Source organism: Streptomyces sp. 4F14 (assembly GCF_048159485.1).
In the GTDB taxonomy this organism is placed as follows: domain Bacteria; phylum Actinomycetota; class Actinomycetes; order Streptomycetales; family Streptomycetaceae; genus Streptomyces.
Genome location: NZ_JBLRVY010000001.1, coordinates 68,138 through 83,970 on the forward strand (window position 1 = coordinate 68,138; position 15,833 = coordinate 83,970).

General features: G+C 71.8%; 15 protein-coding genes. 9 read left to right on the plus strand and 6 right to left on the minus strand.

From position 1 onward, the window contains the following. Positions 1-41: 41 nt before the first annotated feature. Positions 42-506: a peroxiredoxin gene (locus ACLZOT_RS00330; RefSeq protein ID WP_416966586.1), complete on the plus strand. Its 465-nt coding sequence runs from the start codon at positions 42-44 to the stop codon at positions 504-506. Positions 507-538: 32 nt separating this feature from the next. Continuing rightward, a complete protein-coding gene (locus ACLZOT_RS00335; protein WP_416966587.1) occupies positions 539-2,848 on the plus strand; it encodes a SpoIIE family protein phosphatase in 2,310 nt (769 codons plus the stop codon). A gap of 1 nt (position 2,849) precedes the next feature. Here ACLZOT_RS00335 and ACLZOT_RS00340 read toward each other — a convergent pair whose 3' ends face one another. After that, positions 2,850-3,269 (minus strand): cupin domain-containing protein, encoded by a 420-nt coding sequence (locus ACLZOT_RS00340; RefSeq protein ID WP_416966588.1) that lies wholly within the window; start codon positions 3,267-3,269, stop codon positions 2,850-2,852. A gap of 100 nt (positions 3,270-3,369) precedes the next feature. On the opposite strand from ACLZOT_RS00340, the gene ACLZOT_RS00345 reads away from it, so the two are divergent. Next, positions 3,370-4,296: a TauD/TfdA dioxygenase family protein gene (locus ACLZOT_RS00345; protein WP_416966589.1), complete on the plus strand. Its 927-nt coding sequence runs from the start codon at positions 3,370-3,372 to the stop codon at positions 4,294-4,296. 96 nt (positions 4,297-4,392) lie between these two features. Here ACLZOT_RS00345 and ACLZOT_RS00350 read toward each other — a convergent pair whose 3' ends face one another. Further along, positions 4,393-5,418, minus strand: coding sequence for an LLM class flavin-dependent oxidoreductase (locus ACLZOT_RS00350; protein ID WP_416966590.1), 1,026 nt, complete (start codon positions 5,416-5,418; stop codon positions 4,393-4,395). 52 nt (positions 5,419-5,470) lie between these two features. Continuing rightward, a complete protein-coding gene (locus ACLZOT_RS00355; protein ID WP_416966591.1) occupies positions 5,471-6,967 on the minus strand; it encodes a metallophosphoesterase family protein in 1,497 nt (498 codons plus the stop codon). A 166-nt stretch (positions 6,968-7,133) separates the two neighbouring features. Here ACLZOT_RS00355 and ACLZOT_RS00360 point away from each other — a divergent pair, with 166 nt between their 5' ends. From ACLZOT_RS00360 to ACLZOT_RS00375, 4 genes are all read left to right on the plus strand, one after another. Then, on the plus strand, positions 7,134-7,217 hold the full coding sequence (locus tag ACLZOT_RS00360; protein ID WP_416966943.1) for a putative leader peptide: 84 nt from the start codon (positions 7,134-7,136) through the stop codon (positions 7,215-7,217). 82 nt (positions 7,218-7,299) lie between these two features. Beyond that, entirely contained in the window at positions 7,300-8,535 is a 1,236-nt protein-coding gene (locus tag ACLZOT_RS00365; protein ID WP_416966592.1) for an acyl-CoA dehydrogenase family protein, read from the plus strand. Between the two features lie 125 nt (positions 8,536-8,660). Beyond that, the gene (locus ACLZOT_RS00370) at positions 8,661-9,644 is read left to right on the plus strand and encodes an RNA-guided endonuclease InsQ/TnpB family protein (protein WP_416966593.1); all 984 of its coding nucleotides are present in this window, start codon (positions 8,661-8,663) and stop codon (positions 9,642-9,644) included. Positions 9,645-9,707: 63 nt separating this feature from the next. Further along, complete coding sequence (locus ACLZOT_RS00375; protein ID WP_416966944.1) at positions 9,708-10,544, plus strand: LLM class flavin-dependent oxidoreductase; 837 nt, start codon at positions 9,708-9,710, stop codon at positions 10,542-10,544. 32 nt (positions 10,545-10,576) lie between these two features. Here ACLZOT_RS00375 and ACLZOT_RS00380 read toward each other — a convergent pair whose 3' ends face one another. Next, positions 10,577-11,371, minus strand: a complete 795-nt coding sequence (locus ACLZOT_RS00380) for a DUF1684 domain-containing protein (RefSeq protein ID WP_416966594.1) — start codon at positions 11,369-11,371, stop codon at positions 10,577-10,579. Positions 11,372-11,429: 58 nt separating this feature from the next. Beyond that, positions 11,430-12,071, minus strand: a complete 642-nt coding sequence (locus ACLZOT_RS00385) for a M15 family metallopeptidase (protein ID WP_416966595.1) — start codon at positions 12,069-12,071, stop codon at positions 11,430-11,432. 260 nt (positions 12,072-12,331) lie between these two features. Here ACLZOT_RS00385 and ACLZOT_RS00390 point away from each other — a divergent pair, with 260 nt between their 5' ends. Both ACLZOT_RS00390 and ACLZOT_RS00395 read left to right on the plus strand, forming a co-directional pair. Beyond that, positions 12,332-13,330, plus strand: a complete 999-nt coding sequence (locus tag ACLZOT_RS00390; protein ID WP_416966596.1) for an LLM class flavin-dependent oxidoreductase — start codon at positions 12,332-12,334, stop codon at positions 13,328-13,330. Positions 13,331-13,655: 325 nt separating this feature from the next. Further along, the gene (locus tag ACLZOT_RS00395) at positions 13,656-15,011 is read left to right on the plus strand and encodes an NtaA/DmoA family FMN-dependent monooxygenase (protein ID WP_416966597.1); all 1,356 of its coding nucleotides are present in this window, start codon (positions 13,656-13,658) and stop codon (positions 15,009-15,011) included. Here the strand turns inward: ACLZOT_RS00395 and ACLZOT_RS00400 are convergent. Next, positions 14,962-15,798 carry an MHYT domain-containing protein gene (locus tag ACLZOT_RS00400; RefSeq protein WP_416966598.1) on the minus strand — a complete coding sequence of 279 codons (837 nt, stop codon included), beginning with the start codon at positions 15,796-15,798 and terminating at the stop codon, positions 14,962-14,964. The two genes, ACLZOT_RS00395 and ACLZOT_RS00400, sit on opposite strands and share 50 nt — an antisense overlap. Positions 15,799-15,833 lie beyond the last annotated feature (35 nt).

Consider the following 15,833-nt stretch of genomic DNA (forward strand, 5'->3'; position numbering starts at 1 on the left):
AGTAGCATCGCGCGCAACCCCACTTGAAGGAGTGACTGGCAATGAGCCGCGCCCCCGAGACCGGCGACGTCGTCGACGACTTCTCCCTGCCGGACGAGACCGGAACCGTCCGCAGCCTCACCGAGCTGCTCGCCGACGGCCCGGTCGTCCTCTTCTTCTACCCGGGCGCCCTGACCCCCGGCTGCACCGCCGAGGCATGCCACTTCCGCGACCTCGCCGCCGAGTTCAAGGAGGCCGGCGCCCGCCCGGTCGGGATCAGCGGCGACACCGTCGACAAGCAGAACGAGTTCGTCGGCAAGCACACGCTCGGCATGACCCTGCTGTCCGACGAGGACGGCACCGTACGGGAGAAGTTCGGCGTCAAGCGCGGGTTCGCGCTCATGGCGACCAAGCGCGTCACGTTCGTCATCGGCCAGGACCGGAAGATCCTGGAGGTCGTCCGCAGCGAGCTGCGGATGAACCAGCACGCGGACCGGGCGCTGGAGGTCCTGCGCGCCCGGGGTTGAGCCCCTGACGCATTGCCCCCATTCTGGGACGTATGGAGCATCTCGTCGCTGCGGCGGTCATCGATGCCCGGGGCGTCGTGACGGGCTGGAGCGAGGGTGCCCGCGAGCTGACCGGGCGTACGGCGGGCGAGGCGGTGGGCCGGTTCGCGGCCGAACTGCTCGGTGACGCCCTGCCGGGCGGCGGGCCCGTCGTCCTGCGGCACAAGGACGGCCACGCCGTCTCCGCCACCCTGACGGCCTGCCCGGTGCAGGGACCCGGCGGCGAACCCGCCGGGTACGTCGTCACCGTCGTACCCCCGCCGCCGCCCTCCCTCGGGGAGCTGGCCTTCCAGCAGGCGTCCATGTCGATGTCCGTGTTCGACACGCGGCAGCGGTACCTGCGGCTCAACTCGGTCGCCTGCCAGGTGATGGGCGTCGACGAGGACGTGCTGCTGGGGCGGCACTTCCCGGAGACCGTCGAGGACGCCGAACACAGCCAGGGCTTCAATTTCCACCTGCGGGAGGTCGCCGAGACCGGGCGGCCCGTGCACTACGAGAGCTACACCGGCGAGCCCTCAGGGAACCGCGAGCACGCCTGGAACATCGAGATGTGGCCGGTGCGCGACACCGGGGGCGAGCTGACCGCGGTCGCGCTCGCCGCGTTCGACAGCAGCGAGCAGTACTGGGCCCGCCGCCGCCTCGCCCTCCTCAACGAGGCCGCCGCCTCCATCGGCACCACCCTCGACGTCGTCCGCACCGCCGAGGAGGTCGTCGAACTCCTCGTCCCCCAGTACGCCGACTTCGCGAGCGTCGACCTCTTCGACTGGGTCCTCGGCTCCGACGAACCCCCGCGCATCCCCGAGGGCCAGGTCGTCCTGCGCCGCGTCGCCCACGGCTCCGGCACCGAGGGCACCCCCGAGGCCGCCGTCCACCTCGGCGAGACGGACGCCTACCCGTCGTACAGCCCGCCCGCGCGGGCGCTGCGCGAGGGGCGGGCCGTGCTCAGCCTGGCCGGGGAGCCCGACTTCGTCCGGTGGGTCGACGAGCGCAACACCCGCGCACCCGGGGGACGGCCGCACCGGCAGGGCGTGCACTCGATGATGGCCGTCCCGCTGAAGGCACGCGGCACGACCCTCGGGGTGGCCGTCGCGATCCGGATCGCGCACCCCGACGACTTCGGGGCCGACGACGCCGTGTTCGCCGAGGAACTCGCCAGCCGCGCCGCCGTCTGCGTCGACAACGCCCGCCGCTTCGCCCGCGAACGCACCACCGCGCTCACCCTCCAGCACAGCCTGCTGCCACGCGGCCTGCCCGGACAGGCCGCCGTCGAGGTCGCCCACCGCTACCTCCCGTCCGGGTCGACGGCCGGCATCGGCGGCGACTGGTTCGACGTCATCCCCCTGTCCGGCAGCCGTGTCGCCCTCGTCGTCGGTGACGTCGTCGGCCACGGCATCCCCTCCTCGGCGACCATGGGCCGCCTCTGCACGGCCGTGCGCACCCTCGCCGACGTCGACCTGCCGCCGGACGAACTCCTCACCCACCTCGACGACCTCGTCACCCACCTCGCCACCTACGACGACGGCTCCGCCGACGCCGCCGAACTCGGCGCGACCTGCCTGTACGCCGTGTACGACCCGGTCGCCCGGCGCCTCGCCCTCGCCGCCGCCGGACACCCGCCGCCCGCGCTCGTCCTGCCCGACGGGAGTGTCCGCTTCGTCGAGATGACCCCCGGACCACCCCTCGGCGTCGGCGGCCACCCCTTCGAGGCGACCGAGATCGAACTCCCCGAGGGCGCGATCGTCGCCCTCTACACCGACGGGCTCATCGAGGGCCGCGACCGGGACGTCGACCGGGCGAGCCTGGAACTGCGCAGGGCGCTCGCCGCACCCGCCCCGACGCTGGACGCCCTGTGCGACACCGTCCTCAAGGCCGTCCTCCCCGAGGAACCCGGCGACGACGTCGCCCTCCTCCTCGCCCGCACCCGCGCCCTCGGCGCCGACCGGGTCGCCACCTGGGACGTGATCCCCGACCCCGCGCACGTCGCCGAGACCCGGCAGGCGGCGATGGCGCAACTCGCTGCCTGGGGCCTCGACGAGGCGTCCTTCGTCACGGAACTCGTCGTCAGCGAACTCGTCACCAACGCCATCCGCTACGGCGAACCCCCCATCCGGCTCCGGCTGATCCGCGACCGCACCCTGATCTGCGAGGTGTCCGACGCGAGCTCCACCTCACCGCACCTGCGGCGCGCGCACGCCTACGACGAGGGCGGGCGGGGGCTGCTGCTGGTCGCTCAGCTCACCCAGCGGTGGGGGAGCCGGCAGACCGACCGGGGCAAGACGATCTGGGCCGAACAAGCGCTGTGACTCACTCGAAGTCGCAGCCCGGGTTGGGGGCGTCCTCCGAGAACGGGGCGCCGTGCGGGAGGACGTACAGCGCCTTCAGCACGAGCGGGGTGTCGCCCAGGTTGCGGCCGATGTGCACGTAGTTCGGGCCCTCCTGGATGACCTGGCCCTTCTGGTAGACGCCGTCGGACTCGCACGTCGCGTCGAAGTGGCTCAGCGTGCCCGCCTCGACGAAGCCGTAGACCATGCCGTCGTGGTAGTGCCAGCCGGTCGCCTGGCCCGGCGGGATCGTCAGCTCGCGCAGGACGTAGTCCTTGTCGCCCACGGTCCTCTGCGCGAGGAGCTTCGCCGTCACCCCCGGGCCCGGGGGTGTGGCGTGGGCCGCCGTGGTGCCGAGGAACAGGGCCGCGAACGTGGTGGCGAGGACGGTACGCGTACGCATGGGGGCCTCCTGAGACGTCGTCGGGCGGACCCTATCCAACGCCAGGGGCACGGGAAGGGGATTCCGGGTAGGGAGTCCGTAAACCGATCATGGAGGGTTCATGGACGTCGCACCGGTCGCCGGACACATCGGCGCGGAGATCCACGGGGTCGACCTCGCCGGGGAGCTGGACGCGGAGACCGTCCGGGGGATACGGGAGGCGCTCCTGCGCTGGAAGGTCGTCTTCTTCCGGGAGCAGAAGCTCGACCACGCCGGGCATGTCTCGTTCGCGCGCCGGTTCGGGAACCCGGTCGCGCTGCGCAAGCGGGGCAGCGCCTCCCCGGCAGGCTTCCCCGAGGTCGAGACCACCGCCGACCGGCTGGAACTCGGCGGCAGGTTCGGCATGGAGCACGACGAATGGCTCCAGCGACGCCGGCACACCCTGCTGCGCGGCTGGCACTGCGACCACGGCGCCCGCATCGACCCGCCCGCCGCGACGATCCTGCGCGCCGAGACGGTGCCGCCGTACGGGGGCGACACGACCTGGTCCAACCTCGCCGCCGCGTACGCCGGGCTGTCCGAGCCGGTACGCCGCCTCGTCGACGGGCTGCGGGCCGAGCACCGGCTCGGCGTCGGGTACCAGCCGCGTGCCGGGGACGACGCGTACCTCCGGCATCTGCTGGACCACCAGGTCGCCTCCGTGCACCCGCTGGTGCGGGTCCACCCCGAGAGCGGGGAACGCGTCCTGTACATCAACGGCTACTACGTCGAACAGATCCAGGACGTCTCCCGCGCGGAGAGCCGGGCCCTGCTTGACCTGCTCCTCGAACAGGCCGTACGCCCCGAATACACGGTCCGCTTCCGCTGGGAGCCGGGGAGCGTCGCCTTCTGGGACAACCGGGCGACGATCCATCTGGCGCCGGGCGACAACGCGCACCTCGGGTTTCCCCGGACCATGCACCGAGTGATGCTGGCCGGGGAAGTGCCGGTGGGGGTGGACGGGCGGAAGTCGGAGGGGGTGACGGGGACGGAGGCGGGGCGGTGGTGAGGGGGTCAATCGGAGCGCGTGATCCGGGTGGCCGGGTGATCCGCCGCGCTTCCCCCCTCTGTGCCTGTCGCCTGAGGCCCGCGCGCGCCGGCCCGCTCAGCCCTCCGACCCCGGCTTCCAGCCCAGCGCCGGGCCCAGGTGCGTCGCCATGTCCGTGAGGATCTGTACGTAGTCCTCGTGGTCGAACGTGAAGGGGAGCGCGAAGGCCACCTCGTCGATCTCGCGGTAGGCCGCGTGCGCGTGGAGGCGCTCGGCGATCTCCTCCGACGTGCCGACGTAGTCGGGGGCGAACATCATGCGCGCCGGACCCTGCGGGGACGCTGTGCGGGGGAGGCGCTTGGCCGCGTACTCCTCGTACTTGGCGCGCTGCGCCGGGGTCGCCGAGTCCGTGGGGACGACGACCAGGCCCTGGGAGACGCGGGCCGCGTCGCCGTCGGGATGCGCGGCGCGGAACGCGCGGACGTGGGAGAGCTGGATCTCGGCGAAGTCCTCGGACTCCTCGGCCTTGACGACGCTGCTGGTCAGGAAGTTCATGCCGTGCTCCCCGGCCCAGCGGGCGGAGCTGAGGCTGCCGCCGCCGTACCACATGCGCCGGCCCAGGCCGGGGGAGTGCGGCTGGACCCGGTCCGAGAAGACCTCAAAACCCTGGACGCCGCTGAAGTCGCTCGCGGACTTGCCGCGTACGAAGTCGAGGAGGCGCCGGACACGTTCGTAGGAGAAGTCCTCGGCGTCCGCCGTGTCCGGGTAGAGGGCGTCCTTGACGTGCTCGTACTGCATCGGCGGGCCCACGCTCACGCCGGGGTTCAGCCGCCCGCCCGAGAGGAGGTCGACGGTCGCCCAGTCCTCGGCCAGGCGCAGCGGGTTCTCCCAGCCGAGCGGTGTCACGGCCGTACCGAGGTGGATGCGGCTCGTGCGCTGGGTCGCGGCGGCCAGGACCGCGACCGGGGAGGAGATGCCGTACTGGAGGTGGCGGTGGCGCAGCCACGCGCTGTCGAAGCCGAGGCGCTCGCCGAGTTCGATGATCTCCAGCGTCGATTCGTGGCCCGCGCGGGGGTCGTCCCCGTCGAACAGGCCGATGGTGAGGAAACCGAGCTTGCGCAGCGGGCGCGGGGTGGACGGCATGAGGCTCTCCAACGGTCACGGGACGTACGACCGTGCCAACCCGCGCCACGCCTCACGCATTCCGGCGCAACGGGATGATCACCTCGTCCTCGACCGGCGGCTCGACCTCCTGCGCGAGGTTCCCGGTCGCCGCGAAACACCGGATCCGGACCGACTCCGGGGTGACGTCCAGGCGCAGGAAGCTCTTGAAGAACGGTGGGCTGTACGTCGCCGAGCTGGGCGAGAAGAGCTGGGTGTAGATCTTCCGTACGGGCAGCCTGATTCGCCTCGGCTTCCCCGCCACCCCGAGCAGCGCGGCGACCAGCCGGATCCGCCGGGTGATCCGCACCTCGGCGCCGGGCGCACGGGCCGGGGTGATGCCCAGCCGCTCGGCGATCACCGCCGTCGCCTCGTCCTCGGTCAGCCGGAAGAAGCGCCTCAGGCGCAGCCGCCGCCCGTACAGCCCCGCGTAGAACGCGAGCGAGTCTCCGCGCAGCGGATACGCCCGGAACTCGTCCTCGCCGACCCCCGCGACGTCGACGCGCGGGATGGTGTGGGTGGCGTGCGTGAAGGCGCCGCCGCCCCCGGAGACGACGTACTGAAGCGTGCGTCCATCTTCGCAACGCACCGGATAGCGCTGGTAGTTGTGGATGTCGCCGCCTATCGCCGCGACGTACCCGTGCTCCGGCGCCCGCACGATCTCGTCGACCGTCCCGCCGCCCTCGATCGCGCAGGGGTCGTGCCTGCCGTCGACGTACAGCGGCGACCCGGTGACGAGGATCTTCGGACGCGGCCCCCGGGACACCTCCCGCAGCCACGCGCCCTGTTCGGCGTCGAGGGTGCCGAGAAGTCCCGTGTCGATCCCGATGATCCGCACCGGCCCGGCGTCGATCGCCCAGTACGGGCCCGGCTGGACGGCCTGTTGACCCGGGGCCGCACGCAACGCGCGGGCCTCGTCGAGCCGTTGACCGTCCCCGGGGCGTGCCTCGTGCCACAGCAGCGACCGCAGCCACGCCTTCGACAGCGCGCGGGGTTTCGGTTCGGCGGGCAGCGGCGGCGCGTCCCCGCAGAACACCCGCATGAACGCGCCGAGGCCCTCGTACCAGTCGTGGTTGCCGGGCACCGCGTAGATCGGCGCCGGGTAACTCGCGTACGGGCGGAAGAACTTGGTGCCGTAGTCGTCGGCGCTGCCCACGGGGTAGATGACGTCGCTCGCGACGACCGCGAACCGTGTCCCCTCACTGATCTTCAGGAAGCCGGGTACGACGGCGTACTGGGGGTCGTCGCCCTCGCCCGTGTCGCCGATCACCATGAACGAGAAGCGGTCCGGGTCGTCCCGGCGGATCACCTTGTCCTCCGGTGCCTTCTGTTGTGCCACCCACCTGCTTCTCGTGTGCCCCGTGGGGTCCCCGAGCCAGGACGCCACCACCCCGTTGCGGGCCGCCCACAGGGTGCGCGGGTCCAGCCACGAGACCTTCCCGGTCCGCTCCGGCATGAGCTGGCGGTAGGCACCCGGGGCGGCTTCGCCCCAGCCGGCGCCGGCGGCGGTATCGCGTGAGGATTCGGACACGGAGGGAACCGTAGCAATGGCCAGAAGGTGACAGGGAGTTGGGGACCCTGCCGGAGACGGTTCAAGGGCGGCCCTGTCAACGCCTCGGAATCACCGATTCCCGCCATCCGAGACGGCATCCGGAATCTGTTGACCTCTCTCGACCGGTTTTGCTTGGGTCAACGCCATGACCAAGCGAGAAGGGTTCACGCGACGACGGCACGTCGACCTCGCGCGTGTGTGCAGCGCCTTCTGTCGCACCTGTCGGTAGTTCCCCCTTCGCGGTCGCATTCGGCTGACGCGTATTTCCCCGTGCCCATTTCCCTGACGGAATTCGGCGGGCTCCTTTTCTGATGACCCGTACCGAAGGGTTTCCCACGCCTGTCATCGCCGACGCGGAAGAAGCCGTCGCCGTCGCCACCGCGCTGGCCGCCCGCCTGCGCACCGACGCGGCCCGACGCGCCGCCGAACGACGCCTGCCGTACGAGGAGTTGGCCGAGCTGTCGGCCTCCGGGCTGCTCGCGGTGACCGTGCCGCGCGGCTACGGGGGAGCGGAGGTGGGGGCGCGGACCCTCGGTGAGGTGGTCCGGCTGCTGTCGGCGGCCGACGCCAGCATCGGGCAGATCCCGCAGAACCACTTCTTCTTCGTCGAGGTCCTCAAGGAGAACGGGACGGCCGAACAACAGGCCCATTTCGACGCCGAGTTGCTCGCCGGAGCCCGTTTCGGGAACGCCCTCGCGGAGAAAGGCACCCGGCACGCCCTGGAGTTCGCTACCCGGCTGGTGCCGCGCGCCGGGGGCGGCTATCTCCTCGACGGCGTCAAGAACTACGCCACGGGCGCCCTGTTCGCCGACTGGATACCGGTGTTCGCCCTCGGCCCCGACGACCGGCTCACCGCCGCGTTCGTACCGCGTGACGCGCCCGGCGTGACGGTCGGGGTGACCGTCCCCGAGGACCGGGTCGTGCCGCACCACTTGACCTTCGAGCGGCCCGAAGTGTTCGGCGCGTTCGGGCAGTTCATCCACGCCGCCGTCGACACCGGCATCGCGCGCGGGGCGTTGGAGGAGGGCGGGGAGCTGATCCGTACGCTCGCCCGGCCGTGGGGCGAGGCCGGGGTGGAGCGGGCCGCCGAAGAGCCGCTGGTGGTGCAGAAGTTCGGGGAACTCGCCCTCCAAGTCCGGGCCGCCGAGGCCCTGTTGGAGAAAGCCGGGGACGCGATCGACGCCGCCCGCGCGAAACCCGGCGACCCCGACACGGCGACCGAGGCGTCCCTCGCGGTGACCGCCGCCCGCGCCCAGGCCGACACCGCCGCCCTGACCGTCGCGAACGAAGTCCTCGCCCTCATCGGGACCCGGGGCGCGACAAGGGAGTTGGGCTTCGACCGGCGCTGGCGCAACGCCCGCACCCACACTCTGCACCAGAGCCGCTCGACTGTGCAGCCCGCCTCTGAAGGAAGACCCCTTGTGACGACCCGTCACGCCCACTGGACCACCACCGTCCGCCTCGCCGAAGACGCCGTCCGCGACAAGGCGAACCAACCTGCTGTCCCCGAAGTCCAGTTGCGCCGCGACGCCGGGCTCCGCGCATGATCTCTTCCACGCGCCTCAGGTGGGCATCGGTGAACACCCTGTGTCGGAACCTGGTCACGAAGACCATGTGGAGATGCGTCACGAAAGCACAGTGCCGACCGGTTCCGATCACCCGTATCCCCTCCATGCAGCTCCGGTACGCCTTCAGGCTGTACCCGGACGCCGGTCAGCAGAGGGCATGGGCAAAGGCGTTCGGGTGCGCCCGTGTCGTGTTCAACGACGCGGTGCGTGCCCGTGAGGAGGCTCGCGAGGCCGGGCGGCCGTTCCCGAAGATCGGCCCGCCCCGCTTCAAGTCCCGCAAGGACAGGCGGCAGTCGGTCCGGTTCACCGCCAACGCCCGCTGGAAGATCACCGGGGGCGGGCGGCTGGACCTGCCGAAGATCGGCGCGGTGAAGGTGAAATGGTCCCGTGCCCTGCCCGCCGTCCCCTCCTCGGTCACCGTCGTCAAAGACGCGGCCGGCCGGTACTTCGCCTCCTTCGTCATCGACACCGACCCCGCCGCCGACGCGGTCCGGATGCCCGAGACCGACCGGACCATCGGTATCGATCTTGGTCTGACCCACTTCGCGGTCCTGTCCGACGGTACGAAGATCGACTCCCCGCGCTTCCTGCGGCGCGTGGAGAAGAGGCTGAAGAAGGCCCAGCGGGAACTGTCCCGCAAACAGAAGGGATCCAGGAACCGGGAGAAGGCCCGCTGCAAGGTCGCCCGCACCCACGCCGAAGTCACCGACGCGCGCCACGAGTTCCACCACCAGCTCTCCACCCGGCTGATCTCCGAGAACCAAGGGATCGCCGTGGAGGACCTGTCGGTGACGGGACTGGCCCGCACCAGGCTGGCCAAGTCCGTGCACGACGCCGGATGGTCGTCGTTCATCGGCATGCTGGAGTACAAGGCGGAGCGGTACGGGCGCACCCTGGTGAAGATCGGCCGGTTCGAGCCGACCTCCCAGACCTGCTCGACCTGCGGCGCCGTGGACGGACCCAAACCCCTGGACGTCCGGGAATGGACCTGTACCGCCTGCGGAGCGCCGGTAGGACCAGAACTCGTTCTGGCACAGCGCGAAGAAGCAGGAAGCCACGGATTCCCGACCGAACCCCGTGCCGCGTAGCGGCACAGCAACGATCGAGAAGGCCGGAATCCCCGGGCGTCAGCCCGAGGTGCGAGTCAAAAGCTGTGGGAGTACTCCTGGGACGACGACGCCGTGGTCCGCGACATCGCCCACAAGGGCCGCCACTTCGACGTCCCCGGCGTCTTCCTCTCCGAACCGTCCCCGCAGCGCACCCCGGTCATCTTCCAGGCCGGTGCCTCTCCGCGCGGACGCGCCTTCGCCGCCCGGCACGGGGAAGGCGTCTTCATCAACGCGGTCAGCCCCGCCGCGCCGCGCAAGGTCGTCGACGACATCCGCGCGAAGGCCGCCGCCGAGGGACGCGACCCGTACGGCGTCAAGATCTTCATCCTGCTCACGGCGGTCACAGCGCCCACCGACGAGGAGGCGCGCGCCAAGTACGACGAGCTGATCGCGTACGCCTCCTACGAGGGGGCGCTCGCCCTGTACGGCGGCTGGAGCTGGCTCGACCTGTCCGAACTCGGCCCCGGCGAGCCGCTGGAGTACGTCGACACGGACGCGGTCCGCTCCGCGCTGGCGATCTTCTTCACGGCGGATCCCGGGCGGACCTGGACGCCGGACCAGGTCGCGCGCTACCTCGGGATCGGCGGCATCGGCCCCGTCGTCGTGGGGTCCCCGGCGACCGTCGCCGACGAGCTCGAACGGTGGGTGGAGGAGGCCGACATCGACGGCTTCAACCTCGCGTACGCCGTCACGCCCGGGACCTTCGAGGACTTCGTCTACCTGGTCGTACCGGAGCCGCGGGCCCGCGGGAGGGTCCCGGAGACACCGCCCGGCCGTACGCTGCGCGAGCATCTGTACGGGGAGGGGGTGCGCCGGGTGCGCGACGAGCACCCGGCGGCACGGCACCGGGAGAGGGCGGCGCGGGAACGGCGTGGCTAGGCGGGAACGGCCCGGGCCCACTCCCCGCCGGGTCAGGCCCTCTCGTACGGGAACTTCTCGCCCGCCTCCACCGCCACCGGCAGCCGGTTCTCCCTCGGCGGCAAGGGGCACGTCGCCAGGTCCGTGTACGCGCACGGCAGGTTCCCGGCCCGGTTGAAGTCGATCGTCACCGCGCCCTCGGCGTCCGGGGCGGGGAGCTGGAGGGAGCGGTTCGCCGCGTACGTCGTCACGCCGGACGTCTCGTCCGTGAACAGCACCATCAGGCTGCCCGGGGTCATGCCGTTGAAAGCGGTCAGGCGGTGGACCGTGCCGTTCACCTCGAACTCGACCTGGCCCGGGGAGTCGTACACGTGCTCCAGGCCCTCCACAGCCGCGCCCACCGTCACCGCGCGGGGCGCGTCGTACGGCACGAAGCGGGCCGGGAGCGCCCAGTTCGGGTCGGGGGCGTACGCCGGGGTCTCGCGGTGGTTCGTGCGCAGCGGGTTGTCCGGGTGGCGGGGGCGGAGGATGTCGCTGCCGCCCCGCTTGCCGATCTCCAGCACGGCGTCCCCGGCGCCGACGTACAGACTCGCCCGCTCGGCGATCACCCCGAAGCTGTGCCGCCCCGTGATGGTCTCGCCGTCGAGGGTCAGTTCCTCGCCCTCGCCCAGCTCCACGACGACACCCTCCTCGCCGCTGGCCCACGCACCCGGCGCGTCCTCGAACCGCTCCGGTTCCGGGGCGAGCCAGCGCAGGCTGGTGATCGCGAGGAAACCGTGCGGACTCGTCAGCACCTCCTCGCGCTTGCGGCGCCACTTCTCCCACTCGTCGGCGAAACCGGTGCTCATCTGCGCTCCCTGCTGAGGGGTCGTGCCGTCGTGGGTGGCAACCACACCGGCGTACGGCTCATTCCCGGGGCCCGTAGAGCGCGGCCCGCGCCCCGGTCGCCAACGCCCAGTACCGGTCCCCGTACGACCAGTGCCACCACTCGGTGGGGTAGTTCACGAGCCCACCCGCGCCGAGGGCTTCGCCCAGGACACGGCGGTTCTCGCGGGCGGCGGGGGTGATGTCCGGGGCATGCGTGTAACAGGCGCCGCCGCTGGCCTCGGGGCTCGCGTTCATGGGCGTGCCCATGTCGAGTTCCTCGCCGTCGGGGGTGACGAGCGTGAGGTCCACGGCGGCGCCCGCGCTGTGGGGCGCGATGTCGGGCGGGGAGACGTAGCGGCTCGCGGCAGTGCGGACGCGGGTAGGGGACCAGTCGGGGTTCGCGGTGCGGAGTTCGGCGGCGTACTCCTCGAAGTACTCGCGCTGGAGCGCGGGCGGGCGGTAGCCCTCGACGAACAGCAGGCGCAGGCCGTCCGGGAGGTGTTGTTGAGCGGTGAGAAGGCGGGCGAGGACGCTCTCCCGGAGGTGCGCCCAGGCGCCGGTGGCGTCGGCCTTGCGGGGGTCAGTGCGCAGGGCGGCGCGTACGTCCACCAGGGGTTCGGCGCAGTCCCGCACGGGGATCTCCGCGACCCTCGGGTCCGACATGAGGATGATCTCGGTCATGGGGGGGGCATGCCCAAGCGGTCTTGACAGGCCGCGGGAGGGGCGACGTAAGTTGAAGTGATCTGTCCAGGGTGGTGGAGGAAGCCATGCGCGTACCTAGTTCGGCACTTGGTGCCGGTGCGGGGGCGTGGCTTGTTGTTCGGCGGCATGTTGATTACTGCCTGACCGCTTCCGCTGTCTGTCCTTCCGTACGCGTCTGAGTCGTCGCCGGTCTTTCTGCGGGGCCGGTGTTTCTTGTCGTGTTCTCGGAAGGGTTTCGCATGTCTGCCTCCGCTTTGCGTCTTGCTGTCGAGATTGATGGATCACTTGATCCGCAGGACATCGCCCGCGCCGCCGTCTCGGCGGAGAACGCCGGGTTCACGCTGCTCACGCTCGATGACTCGACGCTCGTTCCGGGGCGGATCGGGGGTGTGGAGCGGGCCGCGTTCGTCGCCGCTTCGACCACGACGATCGGTGTCGCGCCGGTCGTCGCGGTCACGTACGCCGAACCCTTCCATGTCTCCAGCCAGTTGGCGTCCCTCGACCACGTCTCGCTGGGGCGTGCGGGGTGGGTCGTGGGGGAGGAGGACCGGCCCCAGGCGGCGCGCGTGTGGGGGCGGCCGGTTGTCGAGGGGGCCGTGGGACTTGCCCGTGAGTCCGCCGACGGCGTCGACGTGGCGCGGGCGTTGTGGGACTCCTGGGAGGACGACGCGGTCATCCGGTCCGTCGCGACGAGCCGTTACCTCGACCGGGACCGTCTCCACTACATCGACTTCACGGGTGACACGTACGCGGTGAAGGGTCCGGCGATCGTGCCTCGGCCGCCGCAGGGGCAGGTGGTGGTCCTCGGCGACCCCCGCCGGGTCCCCGCCGACCGGCTGGACGTGGCGCTGATCGACGGTCCCGATGTCGCGTCGGTCCGGGAGCGTGCCGCCGGCACCGGGACGCCTCTGGTCTTCGCGGAGCTCGAAGTCGCCCTGGACACGGGGGAGTCGACGGGAGCGGACCGCGCCGCGGACCGGCCGGACCGGGGCCGCCTGCGCCACACGGGCTCCGCGTCGGGCCTGGTCCGCCTCCTGGCGGACCTGCGGGGAGCGGTGGACGGCGTCCGCCTCCACCCCCTCTCCGCGGACGACGACCTCCTGGTCCTCTCCCGCCTGGTCCTCCCGGACCTCTTCACGACCCGCACCGCCACCCGCCCCCTCCCGGCGGCCACCCTCCGCACGAACCTGGGCCTGCCCAGGCCGACGAACCGCTACGCCACGTCCGGCACGTCGTGAGGCCGGCGCAGGCACCAGCTGCCCGCACGCGGGGGAGCCGGCGCCCGGCGCGAGGACGGGGACGGTGTTCGCCGCTGGACGGGCACCGCCCGGCACGGGTGCGGGGAACGCACTCACCGCCGGACAGGCACCGCCCGGCGCGGATGCCGGGAGAGGGCTCACCCCCGGACCGGCACCGCCCGGAAGCCGCCCGCCCGGAAGCCGCCTCAGCAGCCGCGGCCGCCCTGCTCCAGCCGCCCGGTACGGCAGCCCCACCCCACGCCCCCGGCACCCCCACCCCAGTCCGCACCGCCACCTCCACCCCCGCCCCCGGGAAGGACCCCCGATGACCCGCGCCGACTCCCCCTTCCCCCACGCCCGCCTGCACCTCGGTGTCTTCTTCCAGGGCGTCAACCACTGGACCATCTGGTCCGACCCGGCCAGCGGTTCGCAGATCGACCCGGCGAGTTTCCGGAAGGTCGCGCAGACGGCGGAACGCGGACTGTTCGACGCGTTCTTCCTCGGAGAGGGCCTGCGCCTGCGTGAAGTGGACGGTCTGATCCACGAGTTGGACATCGCGGGCAGGCCGGACGCGATCACGCAGCTCGCCGCGCTCGCGGCGGTCACCGAGCGGATCGGCCTCGTGTCGACGTCGAACACGACGTTCAACGAGCCCGCGGACCTGGCGAGGCGCCTGTCGGGCCTGGACCTGCTGTCGCGGGGCCGCGCGGGCTGGAACGTCGTCACCACGGACAACGCCTGGACGGGAGCCAACTTCCGGCGCGGCGGATACCTGGACCACGCGGACCGGTACCGCAGGGCGGAGGAGTTCCTGACGCTGGCCAGGGAGATCTGGGACGCCTGGGACGGGGCGGGTCCTCGTCAAGTCCGGCACAAGGGCCCGCAGTTCGACGTGGAGTTCACGCCCACCCTGCCGCGCAGCCCGCAGGAACACCCGGTGATCTTCCAGGCCGGCGATTCGAGCGACGGCCGGGACTTCGCGGCCCGAGGCGCCGACGTGATCTTCTCGGCGCACGGCAACGACTTCGACGACGCCCTGGCGTTCGCACAGGACGTACGGCGCCGGCTGAGGGCGTTCGGCCGCCCGGAGGACGACCTGCGGATCCTGCCGGGCACGGAGATCATCATCGGCGCGACGGAGGCGGAGGCGCAGGAGAAGAAGCGCTGGATCAGGCTCGAACAGGTCACCCCGGCAACGGCGTTGAACATCGCGGGCCAGATCTGGAACCGCGACCTGTCGGACCGGGACGCCGACGGCCCGCTGCCGAAGGAGGACCCGGTCGTCGCGGAGAACGACGGCTCCTTCGGCGCCCGCCGCGTCGCGGACCCGCGGACCGTCGTCGCCGAGTGGCGGCAGAAGGCGGAGGCGAACGGCTGGTCGCTGCGGGAGACGGTGATCGCGCTGGGCCCGCAGCGCGGCCACGTCGGCACGCCTTCCGGGCTCGCCGACAAGTTCGCGCACTGGGTCCGCCACGGCGCGGTGGACGGTTTCAACGTCACCCCGTACCTGATCCCGGACGGCCTCGACGACATCGTCGACCTGCTGATCCCGGAGCTCCAGGAACGCGGCGTCTACCGCACCGCGTACACGGGCACGACCCTGCGCGAGCACCTCGGTCTGCGCGAGCCCCTCACCCGCCGGTCCGCGACCGCTCCTTCTGCCACGCTTCGGGCCGGCTGAACGCCTCGGGGACGGCGGCGGACCTGCGCGCCTGCACGGGCCGGTTCCACTCGCCGTCCCCCAGCACCAGCAGCGGGTCGAACATGACCACGACCCCCGCGAGGAACAGGAAGATCACCGGCCCGATCAGCATCGGCAGCAGCAGGGAGGTCGGCGAGTCACCGGCCCACGACGCGGTCGTCCCGTGCACGTGGACGCTGACCGCCGCCATGCCCGTGTAGTGCATGCCGGAGACGGCGACGCCCATGACGAGGCTCGCCCCGAGGCTGGGCAGGAACCCCCGGATGGAGACGGCCGCCCACAGCGCGGCGGTCGCTGCGCCGATGGCGATGAGGACGGACAGGCCGACGATCAACGGGTCGTAGTTGATCTGGCCGTTGAGGTGCATGGCCGCCATGCCGAGGTAGTGCATCGCGGCCACCCCGAGCCCGGTCACCACGCCCGCGAACAGCAGCGTGCGCGCGCTCGCCCCCCGGTAGCCGACGATGAACACGCCGATGCCGACGACGGCGATGGCGACGAGGAGGCTCAGGACGGTGAGCCCGACGTTGTATCCGACGCGGGTCTCCACGACCCGGAACCCGATCATCGCGATGAAGTGCATCGTCCAGATCCCGCACCCGATGGACGTCGCCCCGAGCGCGAGCCATCCGGGTTTCCAGGACTGTGTGTTGAGCAGCGAGCGGACAATGCACCGCAGTCCCAGCGCACCCCCCAGGCACGCCATCACATAAGCCGCGATCGGTGTCACCGCTCCGTAGCGGAACCCGTCGACCGTGCCTTCCATAGGCCAACTCCCCCCAGAGCCAAGGCTGTGTGTGT

Excerpts from the sequence above, each read along its gene's own strand:
- ACLZOT_RS00330 (WP_416966586.1), top strand. The coding sequence starts at position 42 with ATGAGCCGCGCCCCCGAGACCGGCGACGTCGTCGACGACTTCTCCCTG.
- ACLZOT_RS00335 (WP_416966587.1), top strand. The coding sequence starts at position 539 with ATGGAGCATCTCGTCGCTGCGGCGGTCATCGATGCCCGGGGCGTCGTG.
- ACLZOT_RS00340 (WP_416966588.1), bottom strand. The coding sequence starts at position 3,269 with ATGCGTACGCGTACCGTCCTCGCCACCACGTTCGCGGCCCTGTTCCTC.
- ACLZOT_RS00345 (WP_416966589.1), top strand. The coding sequence starts at position 3,370 with ATGGACGTCGCACCGGTCGCCGGACACATCGGCGCGGAGATCCACGGG.
- ACLZOT_RS00350 (WP_416966590.1), bottom strand. The coding sequence starts at position 5,418 with ATGCCGTCCACCCCGCGCCCGCTGCGCAAGCTCGGTTTCCTCACCATC.
- ACLZOT_RS00360 (WP_416966943.1), top strand. The coding sequence starts at position 7,134 with ATGACCAAGCGAGAAGGGTTCACGCGACGACGGCACGTCGACCTCGCG.
- ACLZOT_RS00365 (WP_416966592.1), top strand. The coding sequence starts at position 7,300 with ATGACCCGTACCGAAGGGTTTCCCACGCCTGTCATCGCCGACGCGGAA.
- ACLZOT_RS00370 (WP_416966593.1), top strand. The coding sequence starts at position 8,661 with ATGCAGCTCCGGTACGCCTTCAGGCTGTACCCGGACGCCGGTCAGCAG.
- ACLZOT_RS00380 (WP_416966594.1), bottom strand. The coding sequence starts at position 11,371 with ATGAGCACCGGTTTCGCCGACGAGTGGGAGAAGTGGCGCCGCAAGCGC.
- ACLZOT_RS00385 (WP_416966595.1), bottom strand. The coding sequence starts at position 12,071 with ATGACCGAGATCATCCTCATGTCGGACCCGAGGGTCGCGGAGATCCCC.
- ACLZOT_RS00390 (WP_416966596.1), top strand. The coding sequence starts at position 12,332 with ATGTCTGCCTCCGCTTTGCGTCTTGCTGTCGAGATTGATGGATCACTT.
- ACLZOT_RS00395 (WP_416966597.1), top strand. The coding sequence starts at position 13,656 with ATGACCCGCGCCGACTCCCCCTTCCCCCACGCCCGCCTGCACCTCGGT.
- ACLZOT_RS00400 (WP_416966598.1), bottom strand. The coding sequence starts at position 15,798 with ATGGAAGGCACGGTCGACGGGTTCCGCTACGGAGCGGTGACACCGATC.